The following is a 21288-nucleotide window of genomic DNA, read 5'->3' as shown; positions in this document are numbered from 1 at the left end:
CTATGATAACAAACCTCTTTTGAGTTTTACCAAAAAAAAAGCCAGGTTGCCCTGACTTTTTTGTAATTAATAACAGATTTTATTCCGCACTTGCTGTGCCTTTTATCTTTTCGCGCATTGATTGCACGAGCGTATAAAATAGCGGAACAAGTAAGGTGCCAAAAATGGTTGCAGCTAACATCCCGAATAACACGGTAATACCGAGCGATATTCGACTGCCAGCCCCTGCGCCACTTGCAAACACCAGCGGTAATACGCCAAGTACAAACGACAATGCCGTCATCAATACAGCCCTAAAGCGTAATCTTGCCGCATTAAGAGCCGCTTCAAAAATACTTTTACCTGCCGCACGCTCTTCCATAGCAAATTCAACAATCAAAATAGCGGTTTTGGTGGATAGGCCAATCAGTAGCACTAAACCAACCTGCGCATAGATGTTGTTTTCCATACCAATCACATACAGCGCAAGCATGGCACCAAATAACGCCAACGGTACCGCTGCAATGACCGAAAACGGAATTGTCCAGCTTTCGTATTGCGCAACCAAGAATAGATACACGAATACCACCGCTAAGCCAAATAAGATTGGCGCCATATTACCCGCTTCAATCTCTTGTTTAGACTGCCCAGCCCACTCATACACATAGCCTGTAGGTAATTGCTCAGCTAGCTCTTGCATTGCTTTAATGGCATCACCACTGGCATAACCCGCTGCAGGTTGTCCGCTAATGCTTGCACTACGATATAAGTTAAAGTGCGTTAAGCTTGTAGGGCCTAAAATTGGCTCCAGCTTAGCCAATGTAGTGAGCGGCACCATTGCTCCCTCATCATTACGTACATAGTAGTACTGTAAGTCTGCTGGGTTTTGACGAAAACGGCTTTCCGCCTGCATGATAACGCGGTAAGTACGGCTAAATTGGTTAAAGTCATTTATGTATAACGAGCCAAGTTGCGCCTGCAAGGTTAAGAAAATATCGCTAAGCGCCACCCCTTGAGCTTTTGCCTTATTACGGTCAATTTCAAGGAAATACTGTGGCACATTTGCTCTAAATGTACTGTAAACATTTGACAGCTCTGGACGCTGGTTCGCTTCATAAATTAAGCCATTTAACACTTGTGCAAGTTCAGCAGGCTCGCGTCCTTCACTGTCTTGTAACCTAAACTCAAAGCCTGCGCTTGTGCCAAGTCCAGGTATTGAAGGCGGATTAAAGGCCATGATTTGCGCATCTGGCATCGCCCAAAACTGCCCCATCAGGCGCGTAAGTACTGCACGTAAGCCAAGCTCTGGGCTGGTACGCTCTTCCCAATCCTTGAGTACCACAATACCAAGCGCATTATTAGAACCCGCACCACCGAGTAATGAAAAGCCAGAAACCGCAATAAAGTCAGTTGCCGCTGGTTCATTTTTTACAATCTCGCCCAGCTTATGCATTACATCTTGGGTACGACCGCTAGCTGCCGCATCTGGTAATTGCACATCAACAAAAAGAAAGCCTTGGTCTTCTGCTGGTACAAAGCCTGTAGGCACTGTTTTTACTAGCCAACCTGCAGCCGCAAAAATAACCACCGCAAACAATGCCATTCTCGCGGTACGTTTGAGGATAAAGTTAATAACTTTACTGTAGCCATTGGTCGAACGAGTAATGATATTTTCGAATGGGGCTAACCACTTAATCGGCTTCATGGCTTTTTCATTTAACAATAAAGCACACAATGCAGGGCTTAATGTCAGTGCGTTTAAAGAAGAAATGAGTACCGCAAATGAAATCGTCACCGAGAACTGTTTATAAAGCTCCCCGGTTATTCCCGGCATAAAGCCTACTGGCACAAACACCGCAAGCAATACTAAGGTCGTTGCCACGATTGGCCCCGATACCTGCTCCATCGCTTTGGTAACCGCTTCTTTAATTGGCAGCTTTTCTTCTTTTAGTATTCGCTCAACGTTTTCAATAACGATAATGGCATCATCGACCACGATACCTATTGCAAGTACTAAACCAAACAAGGTGATTAAGTTGATGGAGTAATCCATCATCATCATAAACGCGAAAGTCCCCACCAAAGATACCGGAATAGCCACCGTTGGAATGAGCGTAGCGCGCCAATTTTGTAAGAATAAAAATACCACTAAAATAACCAAGCCAACCGCTTGGACAAGGGTGACGACCACTTCATCAATCGAGCGATTGATGAACTCTGTGGTGTCATAAGGAATTGAGTACTCAACACCATCAGGTAGCTGTTTAGCCAGCTCAGCCATACGGGCTTTTACATCAGCAGCTACTTGCGTCGCATTCGCTTCTGTAAGCTGATAAATAACGATGAATGCAGTGTCTTGCTGGTTTAATTTTGCTGTTGTGCTGTAGCTTGCTGCACCTAATTCAATACGGGCAATATCATTTAAGCGCACAAAGTTACCATCTTTGCTCGAGCGGATAATGGTTTGGCCAAACTCTTCAGGGGTTTTTAAGCGCCCTTTAGCCTGAATCGAATACTCAAATTGCTGACTCGGTGCTGAGGGTGCAGCACCCAGCTTACCCGCGGCTACGATGGTATTTTGCTCTTGCAGTGCCGCTTGAACTTCTGACACAGTTAAACCTAAAGATGCCATTCGATCTGGGCGTAACCACAAGCGCATTGAATAGGTTTGCTCCCCCATTACTTCAGCAGAGGCAACCCCATTAATACGGCCAAGTGGCTCGGTTAAGTAATTGGTTGCATAGTTACTTAAGAAAATAGCGTCGATATTTTCTTGATTAGAGTACAGGTTGATACCGAGAAGCATCGAACTCGACTTTTTCTTAACCGATACACCTTGGCGTTTAACTTCTTCAGGTAACCCTGCTTCAGCAAGTGCCACACGGTTTTGTACGTTAACTTGGGCTATATCTGTGTCTGTACCGACTTTAAAGTAAACAGTTATGTTGGCCGTGCCGTTATTCGACGATGTTGATTCGATATACATCATATCTTCAACGCCATTAACTTGCTCTTCTATGGGCCGGATCACCGACTCTTCAACAATTTGCGCACTTGCACCCGGGTAATTGGCACTAATTTGTACTTGCGGAGGGGTTATTTGCGGGTACATATTCACTGGCAGCAAGGCCATTGAAATTAAACCCGCAATGGTAATAACAATCGAAATTACCAAGGCAAATTTTGGGCGAGATATAAAGGTTTTACTGATCATATCTCACTCCTAAGAGTTAGCTTTGCTAGAAATAGTGCCGGTTGTTTCATCGACATTTTTTTCAACAGCTTTCACTTCAGCGCCTTGGCGTACCTTTTGTAAACCTTCAATAATGACTTTTTCACCCGCCTCTAAACCAGACTCAACCACCCACATTGCATTAATACGACGACCCAGCTTAACAATCCGCATAGCCACTTTATTTTCGTCATCAACAACGAGTACAAACTTTCCTTGCTGGTTTTCTTGCACTGCAACTTGAGGAATGAGTGCCAAGTCTTGTTTATTCGTACTTTCAACGATTAAAGTGACGAATAGACCCGGCATAACGATGCCATCAGGGTTATCAAAAGCGGCTCTTAGCTCAACCGTGCCTGTATTGCGGTTAATTTTGGTATCTGCAAAATCAAGTTCGCCTTTATCAGCAAAAGTTGAGTTGTTTGGTAAACGCAAAGTTAAGTCGATAGGCACATCACGAGGGTCTTTATCTGAAGGTGCTTGATTATTTTGGCGATAAGAGATGTAGTCAGCTTCTTCAACCTGAAAACTTACATAAATTGGGTCAACATCGGTCAGCTCTGCAAGCTCATTGGATGATGGCCCAACAATATTACCCACATCATAGTTCACTTTACCGATGCGCCCTGCAAACGGTGCGCGTATCTCAGTATAGCTTAAATTAAGTTTTGCTTTTTCAAGCTCAGCTTCCGCGGCTTTTACAGCTGCTGTAGCCTGTTCAAAATTTGTGGTGAGTTTATCGAGGTCTGATTGTGAAATAAAACCTTGCGCAGCCACATCTTTACCACGTTTTAAATCTCTTTCAGCGGCGCCCGCTGCGGCAATTTTACTTTTTAAATCAGCTTCAACTTCTGCAACAGTTGAGCGATACTCAGATGGGTCAATACGTAATAAAAGCTGATCTTTCTCAACCGATGAGCCTTCATTAAAGTGGCGTTCAATGAGTTCCCCCTCAACTCGGGCTCTAATCGCAACCTCTTGGAATGCTTCAGTACGCGCGACAAACTCTCGGTAATTACCAACTTCCTGTGTGACGACATTAAATACTGATACGGCCGGTGGCGGCGTAGTTTGTTGTTGTGCTTTATCATCTGAACAGCCAACTAATGTAGTTGTTAATGCGACAGAAATTGCAGCAAAAGCCAAGGAACGAGATGATTGTTTAGTTATGCGAGCTGTTTTGCCCATCAGCATATATTTACTCCTAGTAGCGCGACTTAAAACTAAGTCTAGTCGTGTCATGAGATTTTGCGAAAGTATCTAACTAATCACAAAACAAAGCTAGCTGCGAACTAGCACCTTTGTTTTAAAAATATACACCAATTTGTAACTAAATATATGACAAGGTTACCCATTTTTGGAAAATTTAATGATTCCTTGCGACACATCAGCAATTCTTTACTTAGTTGTAATTAACTCGTAAGCTCTAGCAAACAGGTCAGAGGAGTTACCATGATAAAACTAGAAATAAAACAACAAGTCGCATGGGTTAGCCTTGCTCGTCCAGAGAAACAAAATGCGCTGAGTTTTGCCATGTTTGTCGAGCTTTCAAACGTAATCAAAAAAATTAAACGTGATCGCAGCTTACGTGCGGTGGTTATCTCTGGCGAAGGCGAACACTTTTGCTCTGGACTGGATGTTGCTGCGGTGATGAAAAAGCCGAGTAATATCATTAAACTTTTATTCAAATGGTTACCAGGAAACCAAAATCTAGCGCAAAAAGTGGTGCTAGGTTGGCAAGACTTAAGTATTCCGGTGATTGCAAAAGTAACCGGACACTGCTTTGGTGGCGGTATGCAAATCGCACTCGGCGCTGATTATCGCATCGTCGATAAAAACGCTAAATTAGCGATCATGGAAGCCCGGTGGGGCTTGTGCCCTGATATGGGGGCTAACGTGGTGCTTGCTGGTTTAATGAAGCGTGACCAAGCACTTTGGTTGGCAAGTCATGCAGGGCCTGTCTCGGCTGAAGACGCTAAAGAATATGGCTTAGTTACACAACTTACTGATGACGTTGATAAACAAACCAATGCCGTACTAGAAACCCTCATGGCGCGCTCGCCGGATACCCTTGCTGCAATTAAACGAATCACACAGCAAAGCTTTCGCTCACAGCAGCGCAAGATTCTCGCTAAAGAAACCTGGAGTCAAATTCGCTTACTGATGAATCCAAATACTAAAAAAGCGATAGCAAAAGCGAAAGGCGCAGAGGATATCAAGTTTAATAATGCCAAATCATGGTAAGCTAAAGTCGCATAGTACAACTGACAAGGGTATGATGTAATTGTACTTTATTCGCAATTATCCTGACTTATGAAATACCTTATCAGTAGCGTTATTATTCTTACCTGCTTAGCCGTTGCCAAGTTTTTAACGACTTTGCTTGAAAGCTCATTCCCTGCTCCATTACTCGGTATGGTGTTACTGCTCGTGCTACTGTTAACAGGCCTCGTTAAAGAACAGCATTTAAAACCAACAGCCAGCCCTTTACTTAATTACATGCCGTTGTTTTTCATCCCTGCAGGGGTTGGTATTATTGAACATCTGGGTTTAATTTCACAGAACTGGCCTTTATTACTGACTATTTTTATAGTCGTGCCACTGAGTAGTGTTTTAATCATAGGCGCTGTTATCGCCTATTTTAAGGGCCGTGAAAATGACAGTTAGTTTATGGTGGCTCAGCGTCCCGCTTATTATTGTACTTTTCTTAGTACTGCGATTTTTAAACACGAAAACCCAGCACGCCACTGTTAAAGCGCTTAGTAACCCTGTGTGCTGGGCAATTGTGTTAATTGCAGCGTTGTTAGTGGCACTGAAGCTCCCCTATGAGCCTTTTGCCGAGCACAGTAAAGTTCTAAGCTGGTTGCTTGAGCCTGCCATTGTGGCATTGGCTTTACCGCTTTATCAGCAATTTATCCATGTCAAAAAGAACCTGCTGCTAATTCTCATAAGTTGTAGTTTAGGGGTGATCAATGCCACCTTTGTCGCGTCGCTTATTTGTTATTTTTTTGCAGCCCCAGCACAGTTAAGCGCATCTTTAGCAAGTTTATCTGTAACAACCCCCATCACCTTGTTAGTAACAGAGTCGCTAGGCGGCATACCTTCTTTAGCGGCAGCCATGGTGATTTTTATTGGCGTACTTGGGGCAATATTTGGTAATTTGATTTTCTCGCTGATAAATATTCGCAATGCCCAAGCAAAAGGTGTTGCTATTGGTACTGCTTGCCATGCCATTGGCACAGCATCACTGATTAGTGATCAGCCAAAAGCCGGTGCCTTTGCCTCTGTGGCGATGGCATTAAGTGCGCTTCTCAGCGCGATAATAGTGCCGATACTCTATCCTGTTATTCAGCATGTTCTGGTATAGTCAGAATTCGCAGTAACCTTGTTAGGAAAACACATGATTGACTCAGAAATTCAGCAAGTCGAAAAATACTACAATCTGATTATGGAATATTTGGTCACCTACAGTATGCAAATTTTAGGTGCTATCTTAATTCTATTTATTGGCCTATGGATTGCGCAAAAAGTATCGAACATGGTTGCTGGCCTCATGCAGCGTCACAATATCGATATTACCCTCACCAACTTTGTCAGCAATGTCATCAAAGTATTGCTGATCATTATGTTCTTAGTTATTGCCCTTGGCAAAATTGGCATTAGCGTGACCCCATTTGTCGCTGCCATTGGTGCCGCATCTTTAGGTGCTGGTTTAGCAATGCAAGGCATGCTTTCAAACTACGGTGCGGGCCTTGCTATCATTGCAACAAGGCCATTTGTTGTTGGCGATACCATCGAAGTAAAAGGCGTCAGTGGGCAAGTTAAAACCATTGAACTTGGTCACACTATTCTGATTAACGAAGAAAAAGTCGAAATCACCATTCCTAACAAACATATTGTTGGCGAAATTATACATAACTCGTTTAGCTATTCGTTAGTTAAAGGTGAAATAGACATCGCTTATGATGCCAATGCAGACCTTGCAATTGAGCTTATCGAAAAGGTGCTAAACGATCATGAGCTAGTTAGTGATTCTCCTCATGCACAAGTCGGTATCGAGCGCTTTGCTGAGAGCGGTGTTACCTTGAGCTATCGCTTTTGGGTGCCAACCACCAAAATTATTGAGACTAAATTAGCGGTGAACCGCAATGTATTTAAAGTAATTCAAGAGGCGGATATCGAAATACCTTTCCCACAACGAATTGTTACCCTCAACCAAACTAATGATAAAGGCGCTTAAAGCGCCTTTTTTGCAGCTCGTCGACAGAGATTGTGTTTACTCAAAAGATTGTAGTACAATTTAAATGATAACAATTACTATCATCAATTAACGTCGGGCTATTTTTACCATGAGTAAACGTCTTTGGTTCCAACTACATGGTTGGTTTTCGCTCCCAGTATGGGTGCTATTTTGCTTTATTTGCGTCACAGGCACTGTATCTGTGATAAGCCATGAGCTTACTTGGCTGACCAACAGTGAAGCACGTGCAAACAACCCAAATGATTTACCAGCACTTGGTGTTGATCAAGTTATTAATAGCGTTGAAAAAGCCTACCCGACTGCCGATGTAATGAGTGTACTCAATTATGAGCCTTACTTGGTAAATGCGGTTATTTTCACTGATACCGACAAACCTTACGCTGTGGCTTACGTCAATCAATACACTGGCGAAGTACAAGCGGTTAATGAAACGATCTCATTCATTGAATTTATGCGTACCCTGCACGGCTGGCTATTCTTCCCTTGGCAAGAGGGTTACAGCGTAGGTTACTATCTTGTCAGCGCCATGGCTTTTGTTATTTTAGGTGCACTAGTAACAGGCTTAGTGATTTATAAAAACTTTTGGCGAGCATTTAGTCAGCCAAAACTACGTTTTAACCAAGGCAAAAAAACCTTCCTAAAAGATTTACATACCCTAAGTGGCGTTTGGTCAATTTGGTTTATGGCAGTAATGGCACTCACAGGCCTGTGGTATTTAGTGCAAGCCATCATGTGGCATAACGAAATAGACATAGAAGAGCATGCACCGCTCGTGGCGGTTTCAACTTTGCCTGCGAATAAACAAACACCGCCAACCGATTTAAAAGCGGCACTGACTATTACCAAAGAGAAATTCCCAGATTTCAAACCTAGTTATGTGATGCTGCCAGAGCATAACCGCGGCATGTTTAATATCATGGGCAGTGGCGATACTATTTTCTACGATAACTACGCTTACTCAACTTCAATCAATCCTTGGACGGGTGAAATTGCAGCAAGTAAAAGCCCAGAAACCATGTCGGGATTACTCACCCTTTCGCATATCGCCGATCCGCTGCATTACGGTAATATTGGCGGTCTGTGGACAAAGGTTATTTGGTTTATCTTTGGTTTGATTTTAAGTGGTATGTCGATCACTGGTTTTATGATGTACGCCGCAAAATTAGTAAATAACAAACCTGTAAAAGCGCGCCAATCAGCGCCAGTGAATAACGTTCAGGAGGCAAACTAATGGCTCGTTTACAAGCAACTTGGTGGCAACGTAAAAAGTATGTTTTACATGCTGTGGTACTGGCTTTACCTGTATGGTTTATTTATCAGTCATTAAACCCTCAGTTTCCTGCACTTTGGCAAGAGCAACAAGCGGGCGAATTTAAAATCGCCCCGATGCCGCTAAATGAAGATGCCCCGTACTCACACCACAATGAGTATGTGAAGGATTTCTTTATCGCCTTTAATCAAGGTGACATAAGCAATGTTCGACAGGCGTATTTAAATATTGGCCAAGCGCCTTTAGCACTAACGGAGTTTGCTAAAGATGAAGAAGGCATAATGCATGGCACCAATCATGGTCAGCACGCCCACGCAATAGCTCCTAAAACCATATCAGCAGATGATAAACTGTGGATCACCATCCAAACTTGGCAAGGCCAACTGCATACCCTCAAATGGGATATTCCCAGCCAGTTTATTACTCAATAACATTCGAAAGCCACTCACTGAGTGGCTTTTTTGTATCTCAGCTAAACACTAAAGTCCCTTCCAAAACAGTTAAAGGTAAAAATTTTGTTAATTATTTTTACCGTTCATCTTTACAGAGGTAATAATATAATAAAGTATTATAAATAGTTTTCATTTGCACCATTACTCTTAATTAATTGGTGTTGATCAAAACTCATCCAAGGAGCAGAACACACAAGGAAAGCTCAATAACAATGATTTGGAGACACAATGATACTTTCAAAAAAAGCCCTAGCTGCACTCAGCTTGGCAACAACACTCATACTGCCCAATGCTTATGCGATTGATAATGGCGTATACACCATTAAATCAAAGTACAGTGCTAAATTTCTTGAAGTAGCCAGCGCGCAAACCAACGATGGTGCGAATGTTAGTCAGTGGGCTGACACTAATCACGACACCCAGCGCTGGTTAATCACCAACATAGGTGGCAGCAACTATTCGGTTATTAACTTAAATAGTGGTAAAGCCCTAGAGGTGTTTGACTTCTCGACCGCCGATGGCGGAAATGTGGTGCAATATGAGTACGCTAATCTTGCCAGCCAACACTGGCAAATTAATGATGAAGGTAGCGGCTATTACAGCTTCATTAACGATCACAGTGGCAAGGCACTCGACCTTTATGCTTTTAATGGCAACGATGGCGCGAATATTAGCCAGTGGAGCTACAACGGCAGCGATGCACAGCAGTGGCAGCTAACCAAGCTTGCTAATGTTGAATCAACCCCTTGGGATCCATCCACAACCAATGGCGCAGCAGATCACTGGCCACTTACAGGTAATTTAGTCACCCACGATCCAACCCTTGGCTATGAAAATGACACTTGGTGGGTTTTTCAAACAGGCCCTGGTATCTACGGTAAATATTCAAGTAACGGTGTAGATTGGAATGATGCGCAACCGATTTTCTCAAATGGTTTAAGCTGGTGGAGCAACTATGTGCCAGATCATGATGGAATTGATGTCTGGGCGCCTGAATTAAAAAGCTACAATGGTCGTAGCTGGCTTTATTATTCGATTTCGACCTTTGGTTCACGTGTTAGCGCTATTGGCCTTACCTCAGCAAGTAGTGTGGCAGCCGGTGATTGGCGTGATGATGGTTTAGTCATTAACACGACCAATAGCAATAATTATAACGCCATTGACCCTGATCTTGTGGTGGCAAAAGATGGTGCACCTTGGCTTGCCTTTGGTTCATGGAATTCGGGTATTAAACTAACACGTATTAACCCAATGACCATGAAACCATTTGGTCAAATCTACTCTTTAGCAAGTCGCTCTGGTGGCATCGAAGCGCCTACCATAGTGTATCGCCAAGGCTATTACTATTTGTTTGTTTCAGTTGGCAAATGCTGTGATGGTACGAATAGCACATACCGCATTGCGTATGGTCGCTCTAGTGACATTCGCGGTCCATACCTAGATAAAAATGGCACCGACATGCTAGCTAGCGGCGGTAGCATTCTAGATGCGGGTAACAGCCAATGGGTAGGTCCAGGGGGACAAGACATTTTAAATACCGATGTGATTGTTCGTCATGCCTATGATGCAGGTGACAATGGCACCCCTAAATTGCTCATCAGCACCCTGAATTGGGATGCAAACGGTTGGCCTAAATACTAGTTCTCCCCACTAAGCGCGTGCAAGCGCGCTTTTTACAATCTATCTAATATACTGCGAACAAATTCAGAATTAAGAATCTGAGTAACTGCTCCGCTACACCACAAATAGGCACGTTGAATCGGATAACCTTTAAAAATCCAACGCTTACGCACATGATTAAAGTCATGCAAATAATCCGCCTTTGCTTGCGGTAACGAGTCTTTGGCTAACTTCTGCCACGCCTTATAAACCCCACTCATATCGGCACCACGCATAAAACGCTGTAACCAGCGCGGAAAGCGTGCAAAGCGAATCGCTGACTGAAAATCAATAATATAAGGCTTGCCATCTTTTGAACAAATCACATTTCCCAAATTACGTAAATCCAGATGCACCACCCCGCGGCGATGCATTTTTGCTACCAAACGCTCAAACTCTTTAAAGAAATCACCCGGTAAATGCTGCTGTTGCAAGGCAAGCTGGCGAAGTGGCGTGCCTTCAATAAAATCATAAGCGATGGCAATTGATGACAAACGACAAAAGTTATCGACCACTCCGTCTACGTCTTGCAGGCGTGCCAGCCCCTTGTACTCTTGATTGATAAATAGCGGCGCGATGGTTTTTCTCACCCACCACGGGCTGTGCTGAAAGTCTTTAATAATTAGATCAAATTGCGCGTCTTTATAACGATAAACAATGGCATTGGCAAAGCGGCCTGTGTGAACAACCGACAAACCTTCTGTGCTAAATTGATGAGCTGGAAATTGAGCGTGAAGCTGCGCAAGCAAAGATGATTCAAACATAACAACCCGGACTTGTTAAAATTAAATGCCTAGGCAACTATATTATCAAAATGCATCTACAGCGACAATGTACCGCTTAGAGAAATTTATGCTTTTAAATTATGAATTGCTCTAAACAGTAAGCTTGCGAGTTGCTTTTGCTCATCATCAGAGAAGCCTGTGAGTGCTTTGCGATAGATATCATTTACAGTGGGTAAAATTTCCGGGTAGAGCTGTTGGCCTTTTTCTGTGAGGCATAAAAGAGTTGAACGGCGATCTTCAACTGACTGCTTCTTAGCAACTAAGCCCTTGTCTTCTAAACGAGAAAGTAATCGACTCATGGCACCACGGTCATACACCATGTGCTCACAAAGCTCAGCCAAGGTATTTACTTTACCGCGTGCAAGTAGCACAACCACGATGTACTGAGCCGAGGTTAGCTCTTTATCCTCTAACGCATTATCAAGATGAGTCACCAGATTTGAACGTAAATAAGAGACTAAGCGACCTAAGTCTTGCACGGGATCTAAATCTTCAATACAGCACTGGCCAATTGATGCAGGTTCTTTCATATTTCCTCTAAAGCGATGAATAGCAATTCATAGACAGTTAATCGGCAAAATAATTCAATCCTATTAGATTGCTTCAACGGCTATGAATAGTGTAGCGTGAAGAAGCGTATTAACTGTCGGGGGCGTTATGCTAACTAAACAACATATTATCAAGTATTTATCTCTTACAATACTGCTACTTCTTTGTTGGCTAGAGCATTATAACCATTTCATTATGCGCTTTATCGACAGCGCCCTTGTACAATCAACCCTAGTGTATGCTTCATCTCGTACAGTTAATGCTGCTATATCGCTATTGCAATCAGCCGAAGTGGGCATTGGTATTGCCAGTATTCAACCTGCACAACTACTCGACCCAGTAAATGACCTAGCTGAATACATGTCGGATGCTATGCGCCTTGCAATAGGCTCGTTATTTTTACAGCGCATTTTATACACCATTTCTTCTGGGGTTATTTTTAGTGGTATTTTTACTGTTTCGGTCGTCGCTTACTTTATTTGTGAATGGCGTAACTATTTACCTAACTTACGTCATAAGATTATGGCGAGCCTGATTTTAATTCGCTTTTTAGTGCCTGCGGTGGTGCTGACAACAGGCCTCGTCAGCCAGATATTCTTAGATGAGCAAATTAACCAGCAAAGTGAGCTGGTGAGCGAGAAAGTCGAGACAGTGAATAGCAGTGCAAATAATACCTCGGCCATATCTGCCAAGCTAAAGGCCGAGGTCGATAGTGAAAAACAAACCATCTTCGACAAGCTCTCGCTATTAAATGAGCAGCAGATTAAGAACCACCAGCAAGCGACAGAACTCAAAGTTAAGCTAACAGAGGTCGATAACCAAATAGAAGCGATTCAAGCAACTCGCAGCTTGTCTGAGCGACTGACCTTTACTGAGCTTGAACAAGCCAAGCCATTACTTGATAAAAAGCAGCAATTAACAGCGCAGTTTAATGCGGTACTGAACCAACAAAGACAGCTAAACCTAGACAAAGACGCCTTAAACGAACAACTAGAAAACTTAAATGCATCACTCAATCAAGACCAATCGTCGCAGGTGAGTAAAATTATCGATACCGTTAGCTCTGGCATTAGCAACATGGTGGCAGCCGTCGAAGACTTATTTATCGACTTTTTGAATATCTTGTCTCTACTGATTTTAAAGCTGTTATTAATGCCGCTAATTTTTTTATACCTATTTAACAAAGCCTTTAAGGCCATTTGGCAGCGCCGCTTTATGGATGTGGTAATACAAACAAAGCAACTGGCTGTTAATCGCTGATATTTCAGCTAAAGTTATAAACCTAACTCGTTTTTAAAGGATATAAGTATGACTGAGCAACGCCACAATCACATTCCCCAAGAAGCTTTCGATTGGTACGATGAATACGCCCATGGCTTGATGGACCGCCGTACCTTTATGAAAAAGCTAGGTGGCTTAGTCGCCCTTGGTTATTCAATGGCAATGCTAAGTAGCGCTTTACTGCCAAACTACGCATTAGCTGAGCAAGTGTCCTTTAATGACCCTGATATCAAAGCCAGCTATAAAACCTTTGACTCGTTTAAAGGTCACGGCGAAGGTAAAGGTTATTTAGTCGAACCTGCTAATTTAACGGGTAAGCACCCATTAGTGTTAGTGATCCACGAAAACAGAGGCTTAAACCCTTATATTAAAGATGTTGCTCGCCGCCTTGCCAAAGCTGGGTTTATTGCCTTTGCGCCCGATGCATTACACCCTCTTGGTGGCTATCCTGGTAATGACGATGAAGGCCGCGCCATACAGCGCTCTATGGATAAAGAAAAAATCCAACAAGACTTTATTGCCGCAGCTGAATACATAAAAAGACACCCAAATAGTAATGGCAAACTCGGTGCGGTAGGCTTTTGCTTTGGTGGTTATATGGTTAACTACCTAGCAGCCGTTGATAGCAAACTAATCAATGCGGGCGTGCCCTATTATGGCACTCCAGCCGTTAAAGAACTCAGACAAAATATCAAAGCCCCGCTACTTGTACACTTAGCTGAATTTGATAAACGCGTTAATGCAACGTGGCCAGAATACGAGAGCGACTTAAAAGCACATCAAGTGCCTTACACTATGCATATGTATGAACAGGCAAATCATGGTTTTCATAACGACTCTACCTCTCGTTATGATGAAAAACAGGCGGAGCTGTCATGGCAACGCACATTGGCGTTTTTCAATGAGCAATTGATTTAAACAGAGCAATTTCATACACTCTCGAAAAAATTTTAGGCTAGAAAAGAGATGGAATCGCAAGTTAGTTATCGCTTTGACTCACAGCAAACCGCCAATCGGTTTTTAAACAAGCTTAAGCATTGGTCAGTGGCTAAGGTCACTGCGAGTCTTTGCCAAGGTGGTTATGGCGTGAAAATACGTTACGAAGTCGATAATAGTGGCTTTGATTACACCCTTGCAGAGCTTGATGATTTAGCGATGCAACACGAAGGCGAAGAGATTTAATCCCCATATTCTAAGCATAAAAAAACGGCTAACCTTGGTTAGCCGTTTCATTTTTAAAGCCGTACTATAAAACGCTACTTATAAATCAAAGCTACGTGAAATAGACGCGACAATACGCTCGTCTGCGGTATCCCAGTCTAGGCTGGTATTTTCGCCAGCAAGCTCAAAATCAAAACCTGCAAAGCTTGTTTGATAGGCTAAACGATAATGGTTGTATGACTTGTCATTACCATCCCAAGCAAACTTATTGCCATCTAATGAGTTAGATACATCAAAACTGGCACGAATTGCATGATTTGGGGCAATTTCAAAGGTATGCGCAAGCATAGAAATTACATGTCCAGCATCGGTACCGAAGTAATCCCAAGCGTACCAAAAGTTAAGTTCTGTGAAACCCAGACTATTGGTGTAACCAAACTTTGCATAAGTCTCAAAATAATTACCGTCGCTTGAGTAATCTTCACCATGGTAAGAGTAATAAGCAATACCATAATCAACACTAAGGGCATCGTTTATCTCAACATAATTACCAAAATAAGCATCCCACTCAATGTCAGTACCTTCACCAAAATCTACATTTGAAGCCCAAGTACCTACATACATGCCTGAATCGGCAAAGGCGTAATCTAAACTACCTTGAATTGCAGGATCATTCTGAGTCTGGCTTACACCATTGAAGGTGTAATCTGATGCCAATGTAACCGTAGTCGATAAGTCAGCCATCGCTGATGTCGATAGTAATGCCAATGGCAACGCTGCTGCTAATACTGTTTGTCTTGTTGTCATGTTGGTTTCCCCTAGCTAACTGTTTCTATTTTTGTGTAATCTAATTTATTGTCTTTTGGTGAGCCTTCGATATTTTTCACTGTTTTTAACTTGCTGTAGCCAATAAACGCAGCACAGCCGAAAAATAATGCAATAACGAGCGCACCAACCCATTGGATCTGTAAAAAGTCGAACTTAAACAGCAGGGTTAACAATGAAAGCGCCACCACATTTAAGGCAATATAATTAAATTTACCTAAACGTTTCACCGTTAAGTTTAGGTTATCTGTGTATAAACGGATCAAAGAATCAAGAGAGTTGATCACAAACACCACACCAACAAACACCATAGCGATGTTTTTCAGGCCTGCTGTTGCAATACCCGCTTCATGGTATTGATACAAAACACTAAACCAGATAGCGATTGGAATAGACGGGAAAATCAACATAGCTGCCAGTACTTGGTAAGTTTTTAAACCACCCACAAAGCGCGAAGTAAATTGACCAATCATGATGCTCCAAGCAAACCACCAAAACAGGTAGAAGGCATGGTAATCATTTAGTGGTAATACAAACTCATTAATGTTGCCAAAGTAGCTGCCAATTAACGCAAGATTATCAACAAATGCTGATGTTTGTGCATCAGAACCCACAAAGGCACCGAACCACATAAATGCGATTAAAGCTATAAACAACCAAGTAGTAGAAATACTTAAAAAGCGTACATACTTAATGTCTGTGCTCGAATACACAGCAAAACAAATCGCTGCAAACACCATTAAGTAGAATGTCGGAATAATTGACTCACCATCACCAAGCGACGGCAAATACCAAGGTAAATTCGACAGCAGTAAAAATGCAGTAAATGCGCATGTACCAATAATAACGATGTTATTAATTAGTTTTACCCAAGCAATTTCAAAGAATTTTACTTTGGGTTCTATTACACAGAAATAAAAGCACGTAAGGAAATAAAATCCCCAGATCAAGAAGCCCCAAAAACCAAACTCGATGGCTAATGGATTGGCAAACGCATACTCTGGGCTTGCTTTTATGTCTGCATAACCTGCAAACTCTGTCAGTGGAAACATAATCAAGCCAACATCTAGGCCCGATGTAAATAAAATTGCAATGAACGTAAACGTTCTAACCGGTGTGACGCCAACACACCTTACCGTACCCCATTTAAATAAAATAACCGCAATTGCTAACAGGGTAAAAATGATGCCAGCACTAAGCCAAAAGGTCATAGTTACCCCCCCAAAATAAGTAATAATACTTCATTGTTTCTCCAGTTTTATTCCTCGCATTAACGCATCACAAACAACTCGTGATGCGCGCCACTGCAAGCCCCACAGCCGAAACTGCGGGTGGCCTTATTAGATCTCCGAACTACGCTGCGTTGATTGCCATTGTTTTTCCATAGCAACATCTGCAGTTGATGCCGATAACACAGGCTTACCTAAGATGTGGTCCGCCGCTTTTTCTGCCACCATAATGGTTGGCGCATTTAAATTACCGTTTGGAACGGTTGGGAAAATAGATGAATCTACAACCCGTAAACCTTCGATACCGTGTACTTGAGTTTGCGAGTTAACCACGGCCATCTCGTCTTCACCCATCTTGCACGAACATGACGGATGGTAAGCACTCTCAACCGCTTGACGAACAAACGCATCGATTTCTTCATCGCTTTGAACATCTTTACCGGGTTGAATTTCACCATCGCGATACTCATCAAACGCACCTTGTTCGATAATCTCGCGAGTTAGACGTACACAAGCTCTAAAGCCTTCAATGTCATCTTGATGCTGTAAGTAGTTAAATTGGATCTTAGGTGCAACCTGTGGATCCGCCGACTTAATCGTTACTGCACCACGGCTTTTTGGTTTGTTATGCCCAACATGAACTTGGAAACCATGACCATCAAAGGCACTTTTACCGTCATAACGAATTGCAGCTGGTAAAAAGTGATACTGAATATCTGGCCATTCAACACCCGGTTTTGAGCGAATAAATGCACATGATTCAAAATGGTTCGTTGCCCCTAAACCTGAGCGGTTTAATAGCCAACGAGCACCAATTAGCCCTTTTGAAACAAGGCCTAATTTGCCGTTTAAAGTAATTGGTTGCTTACACTTATATTGGAAGTAAAACTCCAAGTGATCTTGTAAGTTTTGACCAACACCTGGTAAGTGATGTTTAACCTCAACACCCGCTTCGCTCAGGATATCTTTATCACCAATACCTGATAATTGCAGAATATGCGGTGAACCAATTGGGCCCGCACTTAAAATAACGTCTTTTGCTGCAAATGCCTGCTGCTTAGAGCCAGACACTGAAAACTCAACACCAACGGCTTTTTTGCCTTCGAGCAAAACTTTTTCAGCTAAAGCACCGGTGATTAGCGTTAGGTTTTTACGTGACTTAACTGGGTCTAAATACTCACGGCTAGCAGAGCTTCTTACGCCGTTTTTTACCGTCATATGCATTGGCCCAAAACCTTCTTGCTGGGCTGCATTGTAGTCATCAGTTTGCGCATAACCTGCTTGTTGGCCCGCTTTGATAAAGGCTTTATAAAGCGGGTTAGCCATTTCATTACCGTTATTAACCCCTAATGGGCCGTTATCGCCACGGTAACTGTTACCACCTAAGTAGAATGATTCAGCACGTTTAAAGTACGGTAAGCATGCTTGGTAATCCCAACCATTAGCGCCGTGTTGCTGCCATTCATCAAAATCTTTGGCATGGCCACGTACATACACCATGCCGTTAATAGATGATGAGCCACCTAACACCTTACCTCGCGGGCAGTGCATCTGGCGGTTATCTAAATATGGCTCTGGCTCGGTATGAAATTGCCATGCATATTTGTCAGTATTCATTGGGATTGATAGCGCGGTAGGCATCTTTATAAAAATGCTTTTATCACTACCGCCCGTTTCAAGTAATAACACCTTATTAGAAGGGTCTGCTGATAGTCGGTTTGCCAACACGCAGCCTGCTGAGCCAGCACCGACTATGATGTAATCATAGTTCTGTGTACTCATTAAAATGGACTCTCTATATTGCTCATACCCACATAAATCGATTTAGTTTGAGTATAGTGATCTAAGGTTTCGATACCGTTTTCACGGCCGATTCCTGATTGCTTATAACCACCTACTGGCATTTCTGCAGGTGAATTACCATAGCTGTTTATCCAACAAATACCGGCTTGTAATTGATGGATCACGCGGTGTGCACGCTGAATATCTTTAGTGAACACGCCTGCGGCTAAGCCAAGGTGGGTATCGTTTGCACGCTGAATAACGTCATCTTCATCATCAAACACCAACACGCTCATTACCGGGCCAAAGATCTCTTCTTTAACTATGGTCATGTCGTCTTTACAGTCGACAAAAACGGTCGGTTCAACAAAGTAACCGTTTGGTGCAGATGCAGGTGACAGAGCCTTACCACCGGTTAGCAAGGTTGCGCCTTCTTGAATACCTTTATCGATATAGCCAAGTACAAGCTCTTGGTGTTTTTTAGAGATAAGCGCCCCTAAATTCACCTCCGGATCCATTGGGTCGCCAGCAATAATATTTTGCTCAGTGCGTGTTTTCAGCTCATCAATAAACTGCTGATAAACATTTTTATGCACATAAATGCGCGTACAGTTAGTGCAAATTTCGCCTTGCGTATAAAAATTACCTAACATTGCCGCACTAACAGCTTGTGATACATCGGCATCATCAAATACTAATAACGGTGACTTACCACCAAGCTCCATGGTCACATCTTTCAGTGAACCAGCAGCGCTTGCCATTACTTTTTTGCCTGTGCCTACTTCACCAGTGAAAGACACTTTTTCAATATTTGGGTTTGCTGTTAACCATTGCCCTACTTCAGCAGCGCCTTGCACAACGTTGAATACGCCAGCAGGTACACCCGCTTCGATGAAAATCTCTGCAAGTTTAATTGCACCAAGTGGTGTTTCTTCAGAAGGTTTGAAAATAACCGAATTACCCGCAGCCAGTGCTGGGCCTGATTTCCAACACGTAATTTGCAGTGGATAGTTCCATGCACCAATACCGGCACAAATACCTAAAGGCTCTTTACGTGTGTAGTAAAAGTCATTGCCAACCATTTGTTGCTGACCCACTTGCGCAGGAGCAAGACCAGCAAAATATTCGATAACATCGGCGCCTGTTTCAACATCGACACACTCGGCTTCTTGCCAAGGCTTCCCCGTATCAAGTACTTCTACTTTTGCCAGTTCATCGTTACGTTCGCGTAAGATTGCCACGGCTTTTAATAAAATACGGCTACGCTCAATTGGCGTCATTGCAGACCATGCTGCAAACCCTTGTTTTGCGCTTTCGATTGCCGCGTTTTGAATAAACTCATCAGCGATTTCAACGTGATAAATCACTTCATCCGTTGCAGGGTTCTTAACCGCAAAGGTATCGCCAGTTTGATTCTTTAAAAAATGGCCATTAATAAAATTTTCGTAAACAGGTGTGGTCATTTTAGGCTCCATACTGTTTTATCAGTGAACGAATGTAGTCTTTAGCTAATTGCTCACAATGTTCGAATTGATCTTGGTCTGACTTACTTAATACAGCTCTTAGCCATAAACCATCGATCATGGCTGCACTTAACTCAGCGGCTAAGTTGGCATCACTATCGCTCATTAACTGTTTGAATGAGCTTAATAAGTTACTAAATAAACGTTTACTATTTACGTTTTGTAAGCGATGCAACTGGGTGTCGTGCATTGAATGCGCCCAAAAGCTCAACCAAGTTTTGGTGTTATTGCTTTGCTGCTGAATGCGCGAAAAGTTTGCTTCAACGATAAACATTAATCGTTGCTCAGGGCTGGTCTGCGGCGTTACTTGGTTCATCAGAGCTTGCTTTAAGCTGGTCAATAAATAACGCACAGTGGCTTCAATTAAGCCCTGCTTACCACCAAAATAATGACTGATAATGCCAGACGATAAGCCCGCCTTTTTACTAATGCTATTTATGGTGGTGCCTTGCAAACCAAGCTCTGCAACCGACTCTATTGTGGCGTCAATTAACTGCTGACGACGAACAGGTTCCATTCCAACTTTCGGCATAATTTTTTATTGATTGAACGTTCAATTAAAATAAAGGTTAAGGTAATGAGCATGGCAATTCAAGGTTGACAAATTGTAAACAACCGCAAAGCTACACTGGTAAGTTAAGCTAACCCACTGTTCTTACGTTTATTATCCGAAATATAAAAAAGTTTTAAATTTATTCAAAATAAAGCCTAAAAAGTATGATTTTAGGCTGAAATACGGAAAAAAGAGAAAATTTATTGCAGGCGTATTTTTAATAAAAAAGCGCTTATAAAAGCGCTCATATTAGGCTAAAAGTTAAGCGAGGCTCATTCGTGGTATTTACGAATAACCGCTATCTTGCCATCTTCGATTTCGAGCACATCCATAATGGTTTGCGTGTATTCAATTTCTTGCTGGTTTTGCGGATGTATACCTTTAGCATGATGGGTATAACGCAAAGCAATGGCAGAATCATTAAAAATAAAGGTATCGAGTAAGTTTGCTTGGTATTCAGTGTGCGCACCAAGGTAAAAAGTCATGCCTTTGCGCATCATCGCTTTGCCATCTGGCTCTCTTGAATCATCTGTTTGATAAGGTAAATGTTGGTTTGCTACATCATCAGTTAATAAAGCTAAAAAAGCTTCTAGCTCTTTGTTGGTAGCATTAGGTGCTTGTGTTGCAACCATGGTATTAAAGTACTGCTGTGCTAATGCTGTGAGCTCTGGGTTAGCTTGCTTTGCTTGGCTAGTAAATGTGCTTAACAGGAAAATAGCTAGAAAATAAAGGTGCTTCATCGTTATT

At 42.5% G+C, this 21288-nt stretch carries 20 protein-coding genes; 10 read left to right on the top strand and 10 right to left on the bottom strand.

Features of this window, described 5'->3' with window-relative positions; genetic code table 11:
* Positions 1–79: 79 nt before the first annotated feature.
* Both CWB80_RS07130 and CWB80_RS07125 read right to left on the bottom strand, forming a co-directional pair.
* On the bottom strand, positions 80–3193 hold the full coding sequence (locus CWB80_RS07130; protein ID WP_138600266.1) for an efflux RND transporter permease subunit: 3114 nt from the start codon (positions 3191–3193) through the stop codon (positions 80–82).
* Between the two features lie 9 nt (positions 3194–3202).
* Positions 3203–4405, bottom strand: coding sequence for an efflux RND transporter periplasmic adaptor subunit (locus tag CWB80_RS07125; protein ID WP_228482648.1), 1203 nt, complete (start codon positions 4403–4405; stop codon positions 3203–3205).
* A 258-nt stretch (positions 4406–4663) separates the two neighbouring features.
* Here CWB80_RS07125 and CWB80_RS07120 point away from each other — a divergent pair, with 258 nt between their 5' ends.
* From CWB80_RS07120 to CWB80_RS23090, 7 genes are all read left to right on the top strand, one after another.
* A complete protein-coding gene (locus CWB80_RS07120; protein WP_138600264.1) occupies positions 4664–5455 on the top strand; it encodes a crotonase/enoyl-CoA hydratase family protein in 792 nt (263 codons plus the stop codon).
* A gap of 69 nt (positions 5456–5524) precedes the next feature.
* Complete coding sequence (locus CWB80_RS07115) at positions 5525–5878, top strand: CidA/LrgA family protein (RefSeq protein WP_138600262.1); 354 nt, start codon at positions 5525–5527, stop codon at positions 5876–5878.
* Entirely contained in the window at positions 5868–6578 is a 711-nt protein-coding gene (locus CWB80_RS07110) for an LrgB family protein (RefSeq protein WP_054554321.1), read from the top strand. The genes CWB80_RS07115 and CWB80_RS07110 overlap by 11 nt, the downstream gene beginning before the upstream one ends.
* Positions 6579–6611: 33 nt before the next feature.
* Positions 6612–7451, top strand: coding sequence for a mechanosensitive ion channel family protein (locus CWB80_RS07105; RefSeq protein ID WP_054554320.1), 840 nt, complete (start codon positions 6612–6614; stop codon positions 7449–7451).
* Positions 7452–7551: 100 nt separating this feature from the next.
* Positions 7552–8703, top strand: coding sequence for a PepSY-associated TM helix domain-containing protein (locus tag CWB80_RS07100; protein WP_138600260.1), 1152 nt, complete (start codon positions 7552–7554; stop codon positions 8701–8703).
* Positions 8703–9173, top strand: a complete 471-nt coding sequence (locus CWB80_RS07095) for a PA2404 family protein (protein ID WP_054554318.1) — start codon at positions 8703–8705, stop codon at positions 9171–9173. The genes CWB80_RS07100 and CWB80_RS07095 overlap by 1 nt, the downstream gene beginning before the upstream one ends.
* Positions 9174–9422: 249 nt before the next feature.
* Positions 9423–10835, top strand: coding sequence for a family 43 glycosylhydrolase (locus CWB80_RS23090; RefSeq protein WP_138600258.1), 1413 nt, complete (start codon positions 9423–9425; stop codon positions 10833–10835).
* Positions 10836–10867: 32 nt separating this feature from the next.
* Here CWB80_RS23090 and CWB80_RS07085 read toward each other — a convergent pair whose 3' ends face one another.
* Positions 10868–11617 (bottom strand): RIO1 family regulatory kinase/ATPase domain-containing protein, encoded by a 750-nt coding sequence (locus CWB80_RS07085; protein WP_138600256.1) that lies wholly within the window; start codon positions 11615–11617, stop codon positions 10868–10870.
* An 86-nt stretch (positions 11618–11703) separates the two neighbouring features.
* Complete coding sequence (locus CWB80_RS07080; RefSeq protein WP_054554315.1) at positions 11704–12168, bottom strand: MarR family winged helix-turn-helix transcriptional regulator; 465 nt, start codon at positions 12166–12168, stop codon at positions 11704–11706.
* A 127-nt stretch (positions 12169–12295) separates the two neighbouring features.
* On the opposite strand from CWB80_RS07080, the gene CWB80_RS07075 reads away from it, so the two are divergent.
* Genes CWB80_RS07075 through CWB80_RS07065 form a run of 3 tightly spaced genes read left to right on the top strand, consistent with a single transcriptional unit; the run spans position 12296 to position 14650 of the window.
* Positions 12296–13447 carry a hypothetical protein gene (locus CWB80_RS07075; protein ID WP_138600254.1) on the top strand — a complete coding sequence of 384 codons (1152 nt, stop codon included), beginning with the start codon at positions 12296–12298 and terminating at the stop codon, positions 13445–13447.
* A 48-nt stretch (positions 13448–13495) separates the two neighbouring features.
* Positions 13496–14386: a dienelactone hydrolase family protein gene (locus tag CWB80_RS07070; protein WP_138600252.1), complete on the top strand. Its 891-nt coding sequence runs from the start codon at positions 13496–13498 to the stop codon at positions 14384–14386.
* Between the two features lie 48 nt (positions 14387–14434).
* On the top strand, positions 14435–14650 hold the full coding sequence (locus tag CWB80_RS07065) for a hypothetical protein (RefSeq protein WP_054554312.1): 216 nt from the start codon (positions 14435–14437) through the stop codon (positions 14648–14650).
* A gap of 78 nt (positions 14651–14728) precedes the next feature.
* Here CWB80_RS07065 and CWB80_RS07060 read toward each other — a convergent pair whose 3' ends face one another.
* The 6 genes from CWB80_RS07060 to CWB80_RS07035 form a co-directional block, all read right to left on the bottom strand.
* Positions 14729–15436 carry a TorF family putative porin gene (locus CWB80_RS07060; protein ID WP_138600250.1) on the bottom strand — a complete coding sequence of 236 codons (708 nt, stop codon included), beginning with the start codon at positions 15434–15436 and terminating at the stop codon, positions 14729–14731.
* An 11-nt stretch (positions 15437–15447) separates the two neighbouring features.
* Positions 15448–16665, bottom strand: a complete 1218-nt coding sequence (locus tag CWB80_RS07055; RefSeq protein WP_054554310.1) for a choline transporter — start codon at positions 16663–16665, stop codon at positions 15448–15450.
* Positions 16666–16794: 129 nt separating this feature from the next.
* The gene (gene betA, locus CWB80_RS07050; protein WP_138600248.1) at positions 16795–18465 is read right to left on the bottom strand and encodes a choline dehydrogenase; all 1671 of its coding nucleotides are present in this window, start codon (positions 18463–18465) and stop codon (positions 16795–16797) included.
* A complete protein-coding gene (gene betB / locus CWB80_RS07045; RefSeq protein WP_138600246.1) occupies positions 18465–19928 on the bottom strand; it encodes a betaine-aldehyde dehydrogenase in 1464 nt (487 codons plus the stop codon). Before betB ends, betA begins: the two co-directional genes overlap by 1 nt.
* 1 nt (position 19929) lies before the next feature.
* A complete protein-coding gene (betI, locus tag CWB80_RS07040) occupies positions 19930–20520 on the bottom strand; it encodes a transcriptional regulator BetI (protein ID WP_138600244.1) in 591 nt (196 codons plus the stop codon).
* A gap of 293 nt (positions 20521–20813) precedes the next feature.
* A complete protein-coding gene (locus tag CWB80_RS07035) occupies positions 20814–21281 on the bottom strand; it encodes a nuclear transport factor 2 family protein (protein WP_138600242.1) in 468 nt (155 codons plus the stop codon).
* Between the last annotated feature and the right edge of the window lie 7 nt (positions 21282–21288).

This window comes from Pseudoalteromonas sp. S1650 (assembly GCF_005887195.1).
GTDB classification, from domain to species: domain Bacteria; phylum Pseudomonadota; class Gammaproteobacteria; order Enterobacterales; family Alteromonadaceae; genus Pseudoalteromonas; species Pseudoalteromonas simplex.
The sequence above is the reverse complement of the archived record's forward strand: the minus strand, read 5'-3'. Positions and strand labels throughout refer to the sequence as shown.